The sequence below is a fragment of the Alphaproteobacteria bacterium genome (assembly GCA_018662925.1).
GTDB lineage: Bacteria > Pseudomonadota > Alphaproteobacteria > 16-39-46 > JABJFC01 > JABJFC01.
Genome location: JABJFC010000063.1, coordinates 43088 through 56272, shown reverse-complemented (window position 1 = coordinate 56272; position 13185 = coordinate 43088). Strand labels below are relative to the sequence as shown.

The window sequence follows — 13185 nt, the reverse complement described above, 5'->3', positions numbered from 1 at the left end:
GCCCCCTCCCGCTTATAAACGGGAGGGGTTTATATATATTGAATACCGGATGGAATTGATTGATGGCTAAACAAGATTATTATGAACTGCTCGGTGTTGCCCGTTCAGCCTCCCACGATGAAATTAAAAAGGCTTACCGAAAGCTAGCCATGAAATACCATCCTGATAAAAATCAGGGAGATAAGGCTTCGGAACAAAAGTTCAAAGACATCTCCGAAGCTTATGAAGTGTTGAAAGATTCCCAAAAGAAAGCTGCCTACGATCGTTATGGACACCAAGCCTTTCAAGGCGGTCACGGTGCAGGTGGTCCTGGCGGCATGGGTGGATTTGATTTTCAATTCGATTTTGGAAATGCTGGTTTTTCAGACATGTTTGAAGACATTTTTGAAAACTTTACGGGTCAGCAAAGACAACAGCCTTCTCGGAGAGGGGATGATCTTCGATACGACATCGAAATTACCTTAGAAGAAGCCTTTAGCGGATGTACGAAAAACATTAATTTTCAATCGTTATCCTCCTGTGAAGAATGCGACGGCTCTGGAAGCGCGAAAGGCTCTGATCCCGACACCTGTTCCACATGTAGTGGATCGGGAAAAGTTCGTTCTCAACAAGGCTTTTTTATGATGGAACGGGCTTGCCCGACTTGCCAAGGATCTGGAGAAACCATTACCGATCCCTGTAAAAGCTGTCGAAGTACGGGTCGCATCCGGAAAGAAAAAACACTTGCCGTTAAAATTCCAGCTGGTGTAGATACGGGCGCACGCATCCGGCTATCTAGCGAAGGCGATATGGGTCTTCGAGGCGCCCAAGCAGGAGATTTATACATTTTTGTCCATGTAAAACCTCATGCTTATTTTGAGAGGGACAAACAAGATCTTTACTGCACATCAACCATCTCTATGGCGCGAGCTGCTCTGGGCGGAAGCGTTGAAGTTCCAACTATTGAAGGAACCAACGTAACCCTGAAAATCCCCGAGGGGACCCAAAGTGGCCAAAACTTCCGTCTATCACATAAAGGAATGTCATCCCTTAAAGGCAGCTCCCGTGGAAGCATGTTTGTCCAAGTGCATGTGGAAACCCCGTCAAAACTCACAAAAAGACAGAAAGAAATCCTCCGGGAGTTTGACAGTGACAGCTCCTCAAAAAAACCAAAAAAAAGGGAAAAATTGAGTGCTAGGATCTTTGGGTTTCTCTCAGGAATGAGAGAGATTTGGAATGCCTTGCACCCAACTTCTATCTGTTTTAAAAAAGGTGTATGAAACCTAAAACTTTCACCGTGCAAGAAGTTGATTCTTTCTTTGAACGTCTTTCTAAAGAAAGGCCTACACCCAAAAGTGAGCTGCAGTACACAAATTCCTACACGCTTTTAATTGCAGTAGTCCTTTCGGCTCAAGCAACGGATAAAGGCGTCAACAAAGCAACTCCTGCTCTATTTGCTATCGCAGACACCCCCGAAAAAATGCTTCAACTCGGCGAAGAAAAAGTCAGAGACTATGTCAAAACCATTGGCCTATATAAAACAAAGGCAAAAAATATAATTGGATTAAGTCAAAAGCTTTTGGAGAAACACAATGGTAATGTGCCCGAAAGCCGCGAAGCACTAGAGGACCTTCCCGGGGTGGGCCGCAAAACGGCCAACGTAGTTCTCAATGTAGCCTTTGGTCAAGATACCATTGCCGTTGATACCCACATCTTTCGCGTCTCGAACCGCACTGGGCTTGCGCCTGGAAAAACCCCTTTTGATGTGGAAAGAGCCTTAGAAAAAATTGTTCCGAAAAAATGGCGATTCTATGCCCATCATTGGCTTATCCTCCATGGTCGTTATACCTGCAAAGCACGAAAGCCCCTGTGTCCCCATTGCCCCGTCAAGGATCTGTGCAAATATAATGATAAAATAATAAGTTAAATTTCTTGATGTTTCTTGATGTTTCATGATAGTATGTTAGGTGTAGTAAGGAGAGAAGAGATATGGAAACAAGAAAAGAGAAATTTGCTTCTCAGGCAGACCCTACATTATTAGCAACAGTGAGACAGCTTGCAAAAGAGGAGGGTCGGCAGCTTCAAGGCTTACTGGATGAAGCCCTGAGAGACTATATTGCGAAACGAGAAGGTAAAAATCCTCGCAAAGACGTTCTTAAAGCTTTAGCCGAAAGCGTTAGCGAATTTGATTCACTGTACAAAAAGCTAGCTAGCGATGAGAAGATATCTAACGGTACTTGAGATCGCTTCTCTTCACAGAATTCTCATTGACCAGTATGGTGGTACTGCTGGAATAAGAGATCCTGGAGCTTTGGAATCAGCATGCTTCAGACCTCAATGTGGATATTATGAAAATATTATCGAGGAAGCTGCCGCGCTAATGGAAAGTCTAGCAATCAATCACCCATTTCTCGATGGAAATAAGCGCGTTTCTTTTGCTTCTGTTGACGTTTTTTTGAGACTAAATAAGTATAGGATAATAGCCGATTCAGATGAGCTCTACAAAAAAACAATGCAATTATTTTCAGAGAAAAAATTTGAATTTGTTGAACTTAATAAACTTCTCAAAAAATACGCTGTATACTTTCCCTAGTGGCTGCTACCTCTACATCACTCTTAAAAATGGGCGAAGCCTTAAAATCTCCTTCTTATTGCAATTTGAGATGACTCATCCTATGATGCGCCCACGGATACATTTATGAGGACACATGGTGGACATGAACTTTTATTTCAAAAAATTCCTAGCCTGTTTCGGGCTCATCATATTTTTGGCAAGTTTTTATACGCATCCTACGGACGCGCGTCAAAAGGATATGAACAGCATCATTCGCAAACTGGATCGTATCGAGGAAAAACTTGTCCGTATGGACGATTCGGATGAGGAAGACGAAGTTGAATCTATCTCAGTTAAGCATTCCCCAACTGAAATAAAAGAGATGGCTCAAAGGGTTCAAGCCCTCGAAAAAGAAAACAATCGTCTCACAAGGCTCCTGGAAAGGACAAATCGCACCATGGATAAATTGGTCGATAAAATGGAACAGATGGATGAAAAGCACCAAGTGTCTGAGGATAAAAAAATTGTTCAGTCACGTCTCCCCATGAAAAAATTGGAAAGGAAAGCTCCCAGGGAAGATATTATTGAAGAAAGAGAAGAACCCCTTAGGATTGATCTGACAAAACCCGATAAGAATTTACTACAAATGCCATCCCGGCCTGATGAAGAATCGACGGAGATTGTAAGTCAACCACTGCATGACCCTCTGCCCACGACGGCCGCAGAACAATATAATTACGCCCAGAGCCTTCTTAAAAAAGGAGATTTTCCAAGGGCCCAGGCTGTTTTGTCAACTTTCCTAAAAGATCACCCTAGGGACCCCTTGGCTGGAAATGCTCAATACTGGATTGGTGAAACTTTCTTTGCTCAACAAAATTACTCTGATGCCTCCGCGGCTTTTTTGACAGTCTTCAAAAACTACCCTAAACATCCGAAACAACCAGAAAGCCTCTTAAAGCTCAGTAAATGCCTTAGGCATTTGGGTAAAAAGCAAGAAGCTTGCGCCTCTCTTAAGAAGCTATCGACAACTTTTCCCTTAACATCTGGCTCTATTAAAAAGATGGCTGAAGAGGAAAAAAGCCGCCTTGGCTGTTCTTAACGCGCTCACATCTTCTTTCGATTCTCGGTCTGAGCCTTGTGCTCCATTAGGCAGCAAGGAATTTGAATCTCTTATGGATTTGGACTATGAATCCTGTCCAACAGTTGCTGTTGGCGTTTCAGGGGGAAGTGATAGCCTCTCCCTGTGCCTTTTAGCGAACGATTGGGCCAAGGCGCATTCAGGAAAAGTTATCGCCCTTACAGTTGATCACGGCCTCCGTCCAGAATCAAAGTCAGAAGCCGAAACAGTCAAATCCTGGCTCCAAGCCCATGCCATCGAACATCATATTTTGACCTGGAAAGGAGAGAAGCCACAAACACGTATCCAGGAAGAAGCAAGAAAAGCTCGTTATAATTTGCTGAAAACTTTTTGTTATAAGAATGGAATTTTGCACCTTCTTTTAGGGCACCATCAAGAAGACCAAGTAGAAACAGTTTTAGATCGTTTCCTACACGGAACAGGCCTCGATGGCCTTGCTGGGATTGCACCTGTTGTGGAACATGACCATGTTCGTGTTATTCGCCCTCTGCTTACCATCTCTAAAGTGCGCCTAATGGCAACATTATCCCAAAGACACCAAGCATTCTTGGACGATCCCAGCAATCAAAGTGACAAATTTACGCGCTCAAGATTACGTAAGATCTTGTCCAGTTTGGAGTCTGAAGGAGGAACGGCCTCCAGACTCGCTCAAGTTGCCTATCGCTCTGGCCTTTCTCGAGCAGCCCTGGATGAAATAGTAAATGATGTTCTCGTCAGAAATGCCTCACTTCATGGTGAAGGCTATATTTCTCTAAAAAAATCCGCTCTAGAAGATACCCCCAAAGATATCGCCCTTCGCGTTCTTATGAGAACGATCCAATGTATTGGAGGCAATGCTTATCCTCCCCGTCAAAAAAGCCTGGAGCCGCTTCTGAAAGCGCTGCAACGGGAAGAAAACCCCAAAACACTGGGAAATTGCTACTTTTTGCCCAGGAAAAAAACAATTATTATCTGTCGAGAAGCAATCCAAATTCCAGAGGCGTTCCCCATACCCCATACTGACTCCCATTTTGTGTGGAATGAACGTTTCATGTTTAAAAGCATAAAATCTCTGCCACAAGACTCTCAATATCTCGTAAGACCTTTTGGAGAAAAGGGGCTGCATATCTTACCTGCGGATTTTTGCCCAACAGAGCCGCAGGAAAACATACCAGGGCCCGTGTTATACACGCTCCCAGCCATCTGGAACAAAGAAAAGCTTGTCAGTGTACCCCATATAAGATACGGTCTGACGAAATTGGAGAAATTAGGACTGCAATTGGTTGGTTTTGCCCCAACCTATGCTTTAGGGAAACCACCCTATTTTTCCCATGAAAGATACCCAGAGTTCCCCTAAATTTTGAGTATCATATTTTCAAAAATAGTCTTATAATTTGTAGTCTAGAGAATGTTAGGTAAACGAGGGTAGAGAGTGAATAATTTCAATAAAAACTTGATTTTGTGGCTGATCTTAGGCTTGTTCCTTATTGCCCTCTTTAATATTTTCCAAGGCGGTGGACAAAGAACTTCTTCTAATACCCTCGCATTTTCCGATTTTCTGAATAATGTGGACCGCGGAAACGTTCAAGAAGTTCTCATAAAGGGCAACACTGTCACAGGAAAACTTTCCGATGGAACCCAGTTTGCAACCTATACCCCTAACGATCCTGGACTTGTTGATAAGTTAAGCAAACAAGATGTCAAAATTATGGCAGCTCCTCTCGAAGAGGAAGTCTCTATCTTTCAGATTTTTCTCTCACTCCTTCCCGTTTTGTTAATCGTTGGTGTTTGGGCTTTCTTCTTTAAGCAAATGCAAGGAGGAGGTGGAAAAGTTATGGGATTTGGTCGCTCCCGTGCCCGTCTTCTCTCTGAAAACAAAAACCGGATAACCTTTAAAGATGTAGCCGGTATTGACGAAGCTAAATTTGAACTAGAAGAAATCGTGGATTTTTTGAAAGATCCGAGAAAGTATGAACGTTTGGGGGGAAGAATCCCTAAAGGAGTCCTGTTGGTTGGTCCCCCTGGGACAGGAAAAACCCTTCTTGCACGCGCCATTTCAGGAGAAGCGAACGTTCCGTTTTTCTCTATTTCAGGATCTGACTTTGTAGAGATGTTTGTTGGTGTAGGAGCCAGCCGAGTCAGAGACATGTTCGAACAAGCCAAGAAGAATGCGCCGTGCATCGTCTTTATCGATGAAATTGATGCTGTAGGCCGACATCGTGGTGCCGGCCTTGGTGGCGGCAATGACGAACGTGAGCAAACCCTCAACCAACTCTTGGTCGAGATGGATGGATTTGAAAGTAATGAAGGAATTATTCTAGTAGCCGCAACAAACCGGCCAGATGTTCTTGATACTGCTCTCTTAAGGCCTGGACGATTTGATCGACAAGTTGTTGTTCCGAGTCCAGATGTTGCTGGTCGCGAAAAAATCCTGCTAGTCCACATGAAAAAAGTCAAACTTGCTGCCGATGTACAACCCAAAGTGATTGCCCGGGGTACACCTGGTTTTTCAGGAGCCGATTTAGAAAACATCGTCAATGAGGCCGCCCTTTTAGCAGCACGAAAAAACAAGCCGACCATTAGCATGCTGGATCTAGAAGAAGCCAAAGACAAAGTCATGATGGGGGCAGAACGTCGCTCTATGGTTATGACCGAAGAAGAGAAAAAACTGACTGCTTATCATGAGGCCGGGCATGCTCTGGTTGGAATTCATCTTCCAGATTCAGATCCCATTCACAAAGCAACTATTGTTCCTCGAGGTCGCGCCCTTGGGATGGTTATGCGCCTGCCAGAAAATGACCGCATCTCTATGCCCAGATCTAGACTACTGGCTGATTTGGCTGTCGCCATGGGAGGACGTATTGCCGAGGAACTTATCTTTGGAAAAAGCAAGGTGACGACTGGAGCTGCCTCTGATATTCAACAAGCAACCAACATCGCCCGCAAGATGGTTACCGAATGGGGAATGAGTGACAAGTTAGGACCTCTTACCTATGGAGAACCGGACCATGAAGTGTTTTTGGGGCATAGCGTCACCCAACATAAAAACGTCTCTAATGAGACCGCAAATGTTATTGATTCTGAGATAAGATCCATTGTGGATCAATCCTTTGACACAGCCAAGAAGATATTGGTGAAAAATGAGAAGCAATTGCACATATTAGCAAAAGCTCTCCTCGAATACGAAACGCTGAGTGGTGATGAAATTAAGGAAGTTATTTCTGGAAAAACTCTCTCACGTCCAGAAGAAAATGGCGCAAAAAAACCAAAAGGCAAGAAAACATCCGCTCCTAAAAAGAGCTCCATGCCTACGAGCACTCAAAAGAAAATACCGCGCCCCATAAAGCCCGAACCTGAACCCGGTGTTTAATTATTTCTTTGGCAGATATCCATGAAAAAGAAGCCCGAAAACTCTAAATATTCTAGCACATCCCAAAATTTATTTGGGACAGATGGTGTTCGGGGAATGGCAAATAAAGCCCCCATTACTGCAGATATCGTCTTACGTATTGCCCAAGCCGTTGGGCAAGAATTTCTCCGAGATTTAGCCCATCACACAGTTGTTATTGGGAAAGACACTCGGTTGTCTGGCTATATGATTGAGCCAGCATTAACCGCAGGATTTATATCTATTGGTATGGATGTGGTTCTCGTCGGCCCCATGCCTACTTCTGCCATTTCCATGCTAACCCGAACACTCCGAGCTGACCTAGGCGTAATGATAACTGCCTCCCACAATCCCTATAAGGATAATGGTTTAAAGTTCTTTGGGCCTGATGGTCATAAACTACCCGATCATATAGAAGCCCGCATTGAAGAAAATTTCGCAGAAGGCCCACAGAAAGCTCTTGCAGCTCCCTCTCGCCTAGGACGCGCACGACGCCTGGATGACGCTCAAGGGCGTTATATCGAATTCGTCAAAAACACGTTCCCAAAAGGTCTCCGACTTGATGGACTCAGGATTGTCGTCGACTGTGCCCACGGTGCAGGATATAAGGTTGCCCCTAGTGTCTTTTGGGAATTAGGTGCCGACGTCATCGCTATTGGGGATACCCCAGATGGGTGCAACATCAATAAAGATTGCGGCGCAACGATGCCAGACAAGCTTATCCAAACCGTCAAAGAACACAATGCAGATATTGGAATCGCACTTGATGGGGATGCCGATAGACTTATTCTTGTGGATGAAATAGGTAGCATAATAGATGGCGACAAGATTCTTGCTGCCATCGCAACGTCCTGGAAAAATCAGGGAAAGCTTAAAAGCAATGCCTTAGTTGCCACCGTTATGTCTAATATGGGCCTGGAAAAATATCTCCACTCTCAAGGCATTAAAATGTTCAGGTCAAAGGTCGGAGATCGCTACGTTTGTTCCGAGATGCGCGCTGAGGGGTTAAATCTTGGAGGGGAACAATCAGGCCATATTATTTGTGGAGATTATACAACCACCGGAGATGGCCTTATCGCGGCCCTTCAGGTTCTGGCTGTTTTGGTAGATAGCGATAAACCCGCTCGCTCCATTAACAAAATATATGATCCCCTTCCTCAAATTCTGGAAAGTGTCCCCATAGATGATAAAACTATCTTAGACTCCTCCGTTTTTCAAAGTGTCGTTAGAGAGTGTGAAGACTCCCTAGCAAATGAAGGACGGATTTTGATACGCCCCTCCGGCACAGAGCCCCTTCTCCGCATCATGGTCGAAGGAGAAAATACTTCTTTGCTTAAAAGCACCATTAATAAAATAAAGCAGGCCCTCCTACAATCGGAACAAAAAGTTGCGTAGCGCTCCAAACACCTTTTGTGGGTTTGGAAATTCGCCTGTTGGCAACACCTTTGTCGGTGTTGAAAACGGACAGATCGTGTTTTTAGGTTTTGGAGCTAAATCTTCCTTTTCCAGCTTAACCTATTGGAATTATGATAAAAATAACGAAGCAGCTGAAGAACTTATTGCAGATATTTTTTCCAGTTCTGACCATTCCTTTCCGACAAACCAAACGGGAACAGCCTTTCAAAAAATGGTCTGGAAAGCACTAGAAGAAATTCCCTATGGAGAAACTTGCACATACGAAGACATTGCAAAAACAATAGGGAACCCGCAAGGAACACGAGCAGTGGCCTCTGCCATTGGCAGAAATAACATCTCAGTCCTTATTCCGTGTCATCGCGTCATAGGAAAAAATGGAGCCCTCCGAGGCTATCGTTGGGGAATCTCCATCAAAGAACAGCTCTTAGAGTGGGAACAACAACAAGCGACCATGCAAAATGACAAAAGAAAAGTCTCTTGAGAAAATCAGATCTGAAACTGTTTTAAAGGCATTGGACCATGTGTCTTCTGAAGGCTGGACAACCTCAGCCCTTCAAAAGGCCCTCCAAAGTTTGGGCCATGATCCAGCCTTGTTTAGGGCTTTCTTTCCAAGAGGTGTTGAGCAAGCCATTGAGATTTTTTCCAATCATATTGATGAAAAAATGAAACAACGCCTGGAAAGCTCTGACTTTGACAGCCTAAAAATCAGGGAGCGCATTAGCCTTGCCGTCAAAACACGCCTGGAAATTTTAGATCCTTATCGGTCTGTTGCCTTAAAAACCCAAAGCTATTTTGTGCCTTTGACCCACAAAAAACTGGCTCTCAAGACCGTCTATCGTACCGTCGACACCATATGGCGACTAGCCGGAGATACCTCCACGGACTTTAATTTTTATACCAAACGAGGACTTCTCAGCTGGGTCTATACGTCGTCCTTACTATTTTGGTTAAACGACACTTCAGAGGGATATGAAGATACCCACGAATTTATTGACCGACGCATTAATGAAGTTCTCAAAATCCCCCGAATAAAACAGAAATTGAAGGAATTTTCCTTTTTTGGCTTCAGAAAGCAGAAAAGTTAACCCACATATTAAAAGCTAGGCTTAAAGGCTGTACTGGATAGTATTACTATTCATAATGCGTCCACATGCGAATTATTTGAACAATTTTATCCTCAGTGTAAATCTTGTAAATAAGCCGATGTTGGATGTTAATCCTTCTTGAATAAAAACCCTCTAACTTCCCTTTTAATTTCTCATAAGTGGGAGGATTTGAGAAAGGATCTAGTGCTAACATATCTAATAAAAAAGTGACCTTTTTCTGAAAGCTCGCTTGTTGAATTTTATAACTATCTTTTTGAGCTTGAGAGGTGAAAACTATTTTCCAGGCCAAAAGTCTATTCCCTCCGTACATTCTGAAGGTCGTTCTTCACCCCCTTCGATAATGGACTCCACCATACCGGGAATGGATACCAAATAGATTGTCTCCTGAATAGCTCTCCAGTCTTCTTCGGAAATCAAAACGGCATTATACCTTTTACCTTTTATCAAAGTCGGCTCATGGTTCATCTGAACCTCATCTATAAGACGATAAAGCTTCGATCTTGCTTCTGTTGCAGTTAAAAACGTCTTCATTCTATACCCCTCTTCATGATTCAATTATAGCGTACGTAAAAGCGTACGTCAAGGTAAATTCCCTTGGATTTCCGTGACATTTTTACTGATAAAGATAGAGCAATCGTCCAACTCAGAAGCTTTATCCACCCCACTAAGTTCAAAAAAATCTAAAAATGCCCATATGTTGAAAAAATTGGCCTGTTGAGTTTTCTTGTGAGAAATTAGTTCTCGAAAGAAAAGGAAACAACGTTGTAGTGTAATTTCTTTTAGGGTTCCTCGGCTCTTGTTTTTCTCGGAATATTCATGCACTTATTTCGACGAGCAAGATCGGGGAACTCTTTATTTTTCCATATTATGATTCAAGAAGTTCTTTTAGACGGAATAGAGTATCTAACGCTTCTTTAGGTGTCATAGAATTGGGATCCAATTCCTCGACTTCTCGCACGATGGGGGAAACATTTTCTTCTTGGAGGTCTTGGTGAACAAAAGGCGAAAATAGAGGCAGTTCCTCGGAAACCTGTTTACGCGTGGACCCTTTGTCTTGAGACTCTAACCGCTCAAGAATCTTGCTTGCTCTTTTTATGACGTCATTGGGCAAACCAGCCAATTGGGCCACATGGATCCCATAGGAACGATCTGCCACTCCTTTGATCACTTCGTGGAGGAATATAATGGAGTTCTCCCACTCCCGAATGCGCATGGTATGACAACTTAATCGAGATAGTTTTGTTTCAAGTTCTGTCATCTCATGATAGTGGGTTGCAAACAAAGTTCGACATTTGTTCTTTTCATGAAGATGCTCCAAACTTGCCCAAGCAAGGGACAGCCCGTCATAGGTGGCTGTTCCACGTCCAATCTCATCTAATATGACAAGGGAATGCTCGGTTGCTTGGTTCAAGATGGCCGCTGTCTCAACCATTTCGACCATAAAGGTAGATTGGCCCCGAGCAAGATCATCTGATGCTCCAACCCGGCTAAACAACTTATCGACGCATCCGATATGCGCCGATTCTGCGGGTATGAAAGATCCCATTTGGGCTAAAATAACCATCAGGGCATTCTGTCGCAAAAAAGTGCTTTTCCCTGCCATGTTTGGACCAGTTAGCAACCAAATGGACTCAGACTCCTGAAGAATGCAATCATTCACTACAAAAGGATCGCTCTCTGATTCTTGGAGAACCTTTTCCACAACAGGATGACGCCCCCCTTTGATCGTGAATGCTATCGAGTCATCGACCTGGGGGTGACAATAGTTATTCTGTGACGCCAATTCTGCAAGAGCCGTGCAAACATCCAGGCCCGCAATTCCACTGGCTACTTTTCCAATAGTGTCCCCTTGCGAAAGAATCTGTTGCACTAACTCCTCAAACAGATCCATCTCTAGCAAAAGGGATTTTTCCGATGACGAATTAATATTCTCTTCCAATTCGGATAATTCGACGGTCGTAAACCGAACTGAGTTTGCCAAAGTTTGCCGATGGATAAATTGATCTTGTAACTTTTCACGATGCATAGGCGTCACATCAACAAAGTACCCTAAAACATTATTGTGTTTTATCTTAAGAGACTGAACACCCGTTTGCTCTTTGTATTTCCCCTGGAGGTCTGCGACAAGTTTACGCCCTTGATCCCGCAATTCAATGAATTCATCCAGTTGGGAGCGATAACCTTGGGCAATGAAACCACCGTCCCTTGAGAGTAGAGGCAATGTTTCTGCTAAAGCACTTTCCAATTCTTGTATGAGCTCTTCATGGTTTCCCAAATTTTTACTAATTTTATTGATGCCTGCTGGAAATGGCTTCTGTTGTGGTTGACCAAGCATCTGAAGCAAGACCTTTCCAACTTTCAACCCATCGCGAATAGCGGCCAGATCCCGAGGGCCGCCACGCCCAAGAGTAAGTCGGGATAAAACACGCTCAATATCTGGCGATCTCTTTAACGCCTCACGCACCGATTGCAACAATTGGTCCTGACTTACAAAAGTGCTTACCATTTCAAGACGACTATTTATCGCACTAGGATCGGTAAGAGGCGTATTTAATCGTGCAGCGAACAGTCGCGCTCCGGCACTCGTAACGGTTTTATCAATCGTATGCAGCAAACTCCCCTGACTTTCGCCAGATAAAGTGCGATTCACTTCCAGACTATTGCGTGTAGAGGCGTCAATTTGAAGGGTTTTCTGGGCATTTATTTTCTTGGGGTGAGCAAGTCTCGGCGCTTTTCCTTTCTGTGTTAGCATCACATAGTCTAAGAGGGCTCCTCCGGCAGAGATTTCATCCTGTTGAAAATTTCCAAAGCCTTCTAGTGTCTTAACATTAAAAGCCTCCATTAAACGATCATGGCCATTCTTTGGGTCAAAGCGACTATCTGGCGTTGGTACCAGTGCCTTTCTGTAGGCACGAATACATTCCTGAAGTTCTGGATGACCATAAAGGCTATCTGGGATAATGATTTCGTTGGGATTAAATCTTGCCAGTACGGAAGATAGAGCATTCAAATTGCCCCTCTCTAGAAAAAAATCTCCCGTAGACATATCTAACCAAGCAAGACCTAATGTACTAGATTTCGGGAAAAGAGGACTTATGCTCAACAAAAAATTGTGAGCCCTGGCATCAAGAAGCGTATCTTCTGTAAGCGTTCCGGGAGTCACAATCCGCACCACATCCCGCTTTACGAGAGTTTTACCCTTTCTTTTCTTCGCTACTTCAGGTGATTCCATTTGTTCGCAAATAGCAACACGAAATCCTTGCTTGATCAGTCGGGCTAAATAAGCTTCATACGCATGAAAAGGTACTCCGCACATGGGAACCCCCTCCCCTTTTGTTCCCCCTCGTTGAGTTAAAGTAATATCCAATGCTTGTGCCGCCGTAACGGCATCCTCATAAAATAGCTCATAAAAATCCCCCAATCTGAAAAATAATAAGCAGCCGGGGTGAGCTTCCTTAATTTGCTTATACTGTGCAAGCATTGGAGAAGGCGCTGCATCTTTATAACTAATTGATTTTTCAGATAATTTTAAATTCACTTGATTTACATCCAATTCTAAGAGAGAAAGTCAGCATCGCTGTTCTTTTTATGATGATTGGAGAATAGTTTCAACTTTCTTGTTTTA

General features: G+C 43.6%; 13 protein-coding genes. 10 read left to right on the top strand and 3 right to left on the bottom strand.

Features of this window, described 5'->3' with window-relative positions:
• The first annotated feature begins 62 nt into the window (after nucleotides 1-62).
• From dnaJ to HOL16_05490, 10 genes are all read left to right on the top strand, one after another.
• Nucleotides 63-1259, top strand: a complete 1197-nt coding sequence (gene dnaJ / locus HOL16_05535) for a molecular chaperone DnaJ (GenBank protein MBT5390154.1) — start codon at nucleotides 63-65, stop codon at nucleotides 1257-1259.
• Nucleotides 1256-1906 (top strand): endonuclease III, encoded by a 651-nt coding sequence (gene nth / locus HOL16_05530; protein MBT5390153.1) that lies wholly within the window; start codon nucleotides 1256-1258, stop codon nucleotides 1904-1906. The genes dnaJ and nth overlap by 4 nt, the downstream gene beginning before the upstream one ends.
• A gap of 62 nt (nucleotides 1907-1968) precedes the next feature.
• Nucleotides 1969-2220, top strand: a complete 252-nt coding sequence (locus HOL16_05525; GenBank protein MBT5390152.1) for a hypothetical protein — start codon at nucleotides 1969-1971, stop codon at nucleotides 2218-2220.
• A complete protein-coding gene (locus tag HOL16_05520) occupies nucleotides 2195-2572 on the top strand; it encodes a type II toxin-antitoxin system death-on-curing family toxin (protein ID MBT5390151.1) in 378 nt (125 codons plus the stop codon). The genes HOL16_05525 and HOL16_05520 overlap by 26 nt, the downstream gene beginning before the upstream one ends.
• 124 nt (nucleotides 2573-2696) lie before the next feature.
• Nucleotides 2697-3632, top strand: a complete 936-nt coding sequence (ybgF, locus tag HOL16_05515; protein ID MBT5390150.1) for a tol-pal system protein YbgF — start codon at nucleotides 2697-2699, stop codon at nucleotides 3630-3632.
• Nucleotides 3619-5007, top strand: a complete 1389-nt coding sequence (gene tilS / locus HOL16_05510; protein MBT5390149.1) for a tRNA lysidine(34) synthetase TilS — start codon at nucleotides 3619-3621, stop codon at nucleotides 5005-5007. Before ybgF ends, tilS begins: the two co-directional genes overlap by 14 nt.
• 75 nt (nucleotides 5008-5082) lie before the next feature.
• Nucleotides 5083-7020, top strand: a complete 1938-nt coding sequence (locus HOL16_05505; protein ID MBT5390148.1) for an ATP-dependent metallopeptidase FtsH/Yme1/Tma family protein — start codon at nucleotides 5083-5085, stop codon at nucleotides 7018-7020.
• A 21-nt stretch (nucleotides 7021-7041) separates the two neighbouring features.
• The gene (locus tag HOL16_05500; GenBank protein ID MBT5390147.1) at nucleotides 7042-8433 is read left to right on the top strand and encodes a phosphoglucosamine mutase; all 1392 of its coding nucleotides are present in this window, start codon (nucleotides 7042-7044) and stop codon (nucleotides 8431-8433) included.
• Nucleotides 8434-8665: 232 nt separating this feature from the next.
• On the top strand, nucleotides 8666-8935 hold the full coding sequence (locus HOL16_05495; protein ID MBT5390146.1) for an MGMT family protein: 270 nt from the start codon (nucleotides 8666-8668) through the stop codon (nucleotides 8933-8935).
• Nucleotides 8913-9539: a COQ9 family protein gene (locus HOL16_05490; GenBank protein ID MBT5390145.1), complete on the top strand. Its 627-nt coding sequence runs from the start codon at nucleotides 8913-8915 to the stop codon at nucleotides 9537-9539. Before HOL16_05495 ends, HOL16_05490 begins: the two co-directional genes overlap by 23 nt.
• A 46-nt stretch (nucleotides 9540-9585) precedes the next feature.
• Here the strand turns inward: HOL16_05490 and HOL16_05485 are convergent, their stop codons facing one another.
• From HOL16_05485 to mutS, 3 genes are all read right to left on the bottom strand, one after another.
• Complete coding sequence (locus tag HOL16_05485) at nucleotides 9586-9849, bottom strand: Txe/YoeB family addiction module toxin (protein MBT5390144.1); 264 nt, start codon at nucleotides 9847-9849, stop codon at nucleotides 9586-9588.
• A complete protein-coding gene (locus HOL16_05480) occupies nucleotides 9834-10091 on the bottom strand; it encodes a type II toxin-antitoxin system Phd/YefM family antitoxin (GenBank protein MBT5390143.1) in 258 nt (85 codons plus the stop codon). Before HOL16_05480 ends, HOL16_05485 begins: the two co-directional genes overlap by 16 nt.
• 334 nt (nucleotides 10092-10425) lie before the next feature.
• Entirely contained in the window at nucleotides 10426-13041 is a 2616-nt protein-coding gene (gene mutS, locus HOL16_05475) for a DNA mismatch repair protein MutS (GenBank protein MBT5390142.1), read from the bottom strand.
• Nucleotides 13042-13185: the final 144 nt, after the last annotated feature.

Bases quoted from the DNA above. Each gene is read 5' to 3' on its own strand.
- dnaJ (MBT5390154.1), top strand. From the start codon at position 63: ATGGCTAAACAAGATTATTATGAACTGCTCGGTGTTGCCCGTTCAGCC.
- nth (MBT5390153.1), top strand. From the start codon at position 1,256: ATGAAACCTAAAACTTTCACCGTGCAAGAAGTTGATTCTTTCTTTGAA.
- HOL16_05525 (MBT5390152.1), top strand. From the start codon at position 1,969: ATGGAAACAAGAAAAGAGAAATTTGCTTCTCAGGCAGACCCTACATTA.
- HOL16_05520 (MBT5390151.1), top strand. From the start codon at position 2,195: ATGAGAAGATATCTAACGGTACTTGAGATCGCTTCTCTTCACAGAATT.
- ybgF (MBT5390150.1), top strand. From the start codon at position 2,697: ATGAACTTTTATTTCAAAAAATTCCTAGCCTGTTTCGGGCTCATCATA.
- HOL16_05500 (MBT5390147.1), top strand. From the start codon at position 7,042: ATGAAAAAGAAGCCCGAAAACTCTAAATATTCTAGCACATCCCAAAAT.
- HOL16_05495 (MBT5390146.1), top strand. From the start codon at position 8,666: ATGGTCTGGAAAGCACTAGAAGAAATTCCCTATGGAGAAACTTGCACA.
- HOL16_05490 (MBT5390145.1), top strand. From the start codon at position 8,913: ATGACAAAAGAAAAGTCTCTTGAGAAAATCAGATCTGAAACTGTTTTA.
- HOL16_05480 (MBT5390143.1), bottom strand. From the start codon at position 10,091: ATGAAGACGTTTTTAACTGCAACAGAAGCAAGATCGAAGCTTTATCGT.
- mutS (MBT5390142.1), bottom strand. From the start codon at position 13,041: ATGCTTGCACAGTATAAGCAAATTAAGGAAGCTCACCCCGGCTGCTTA.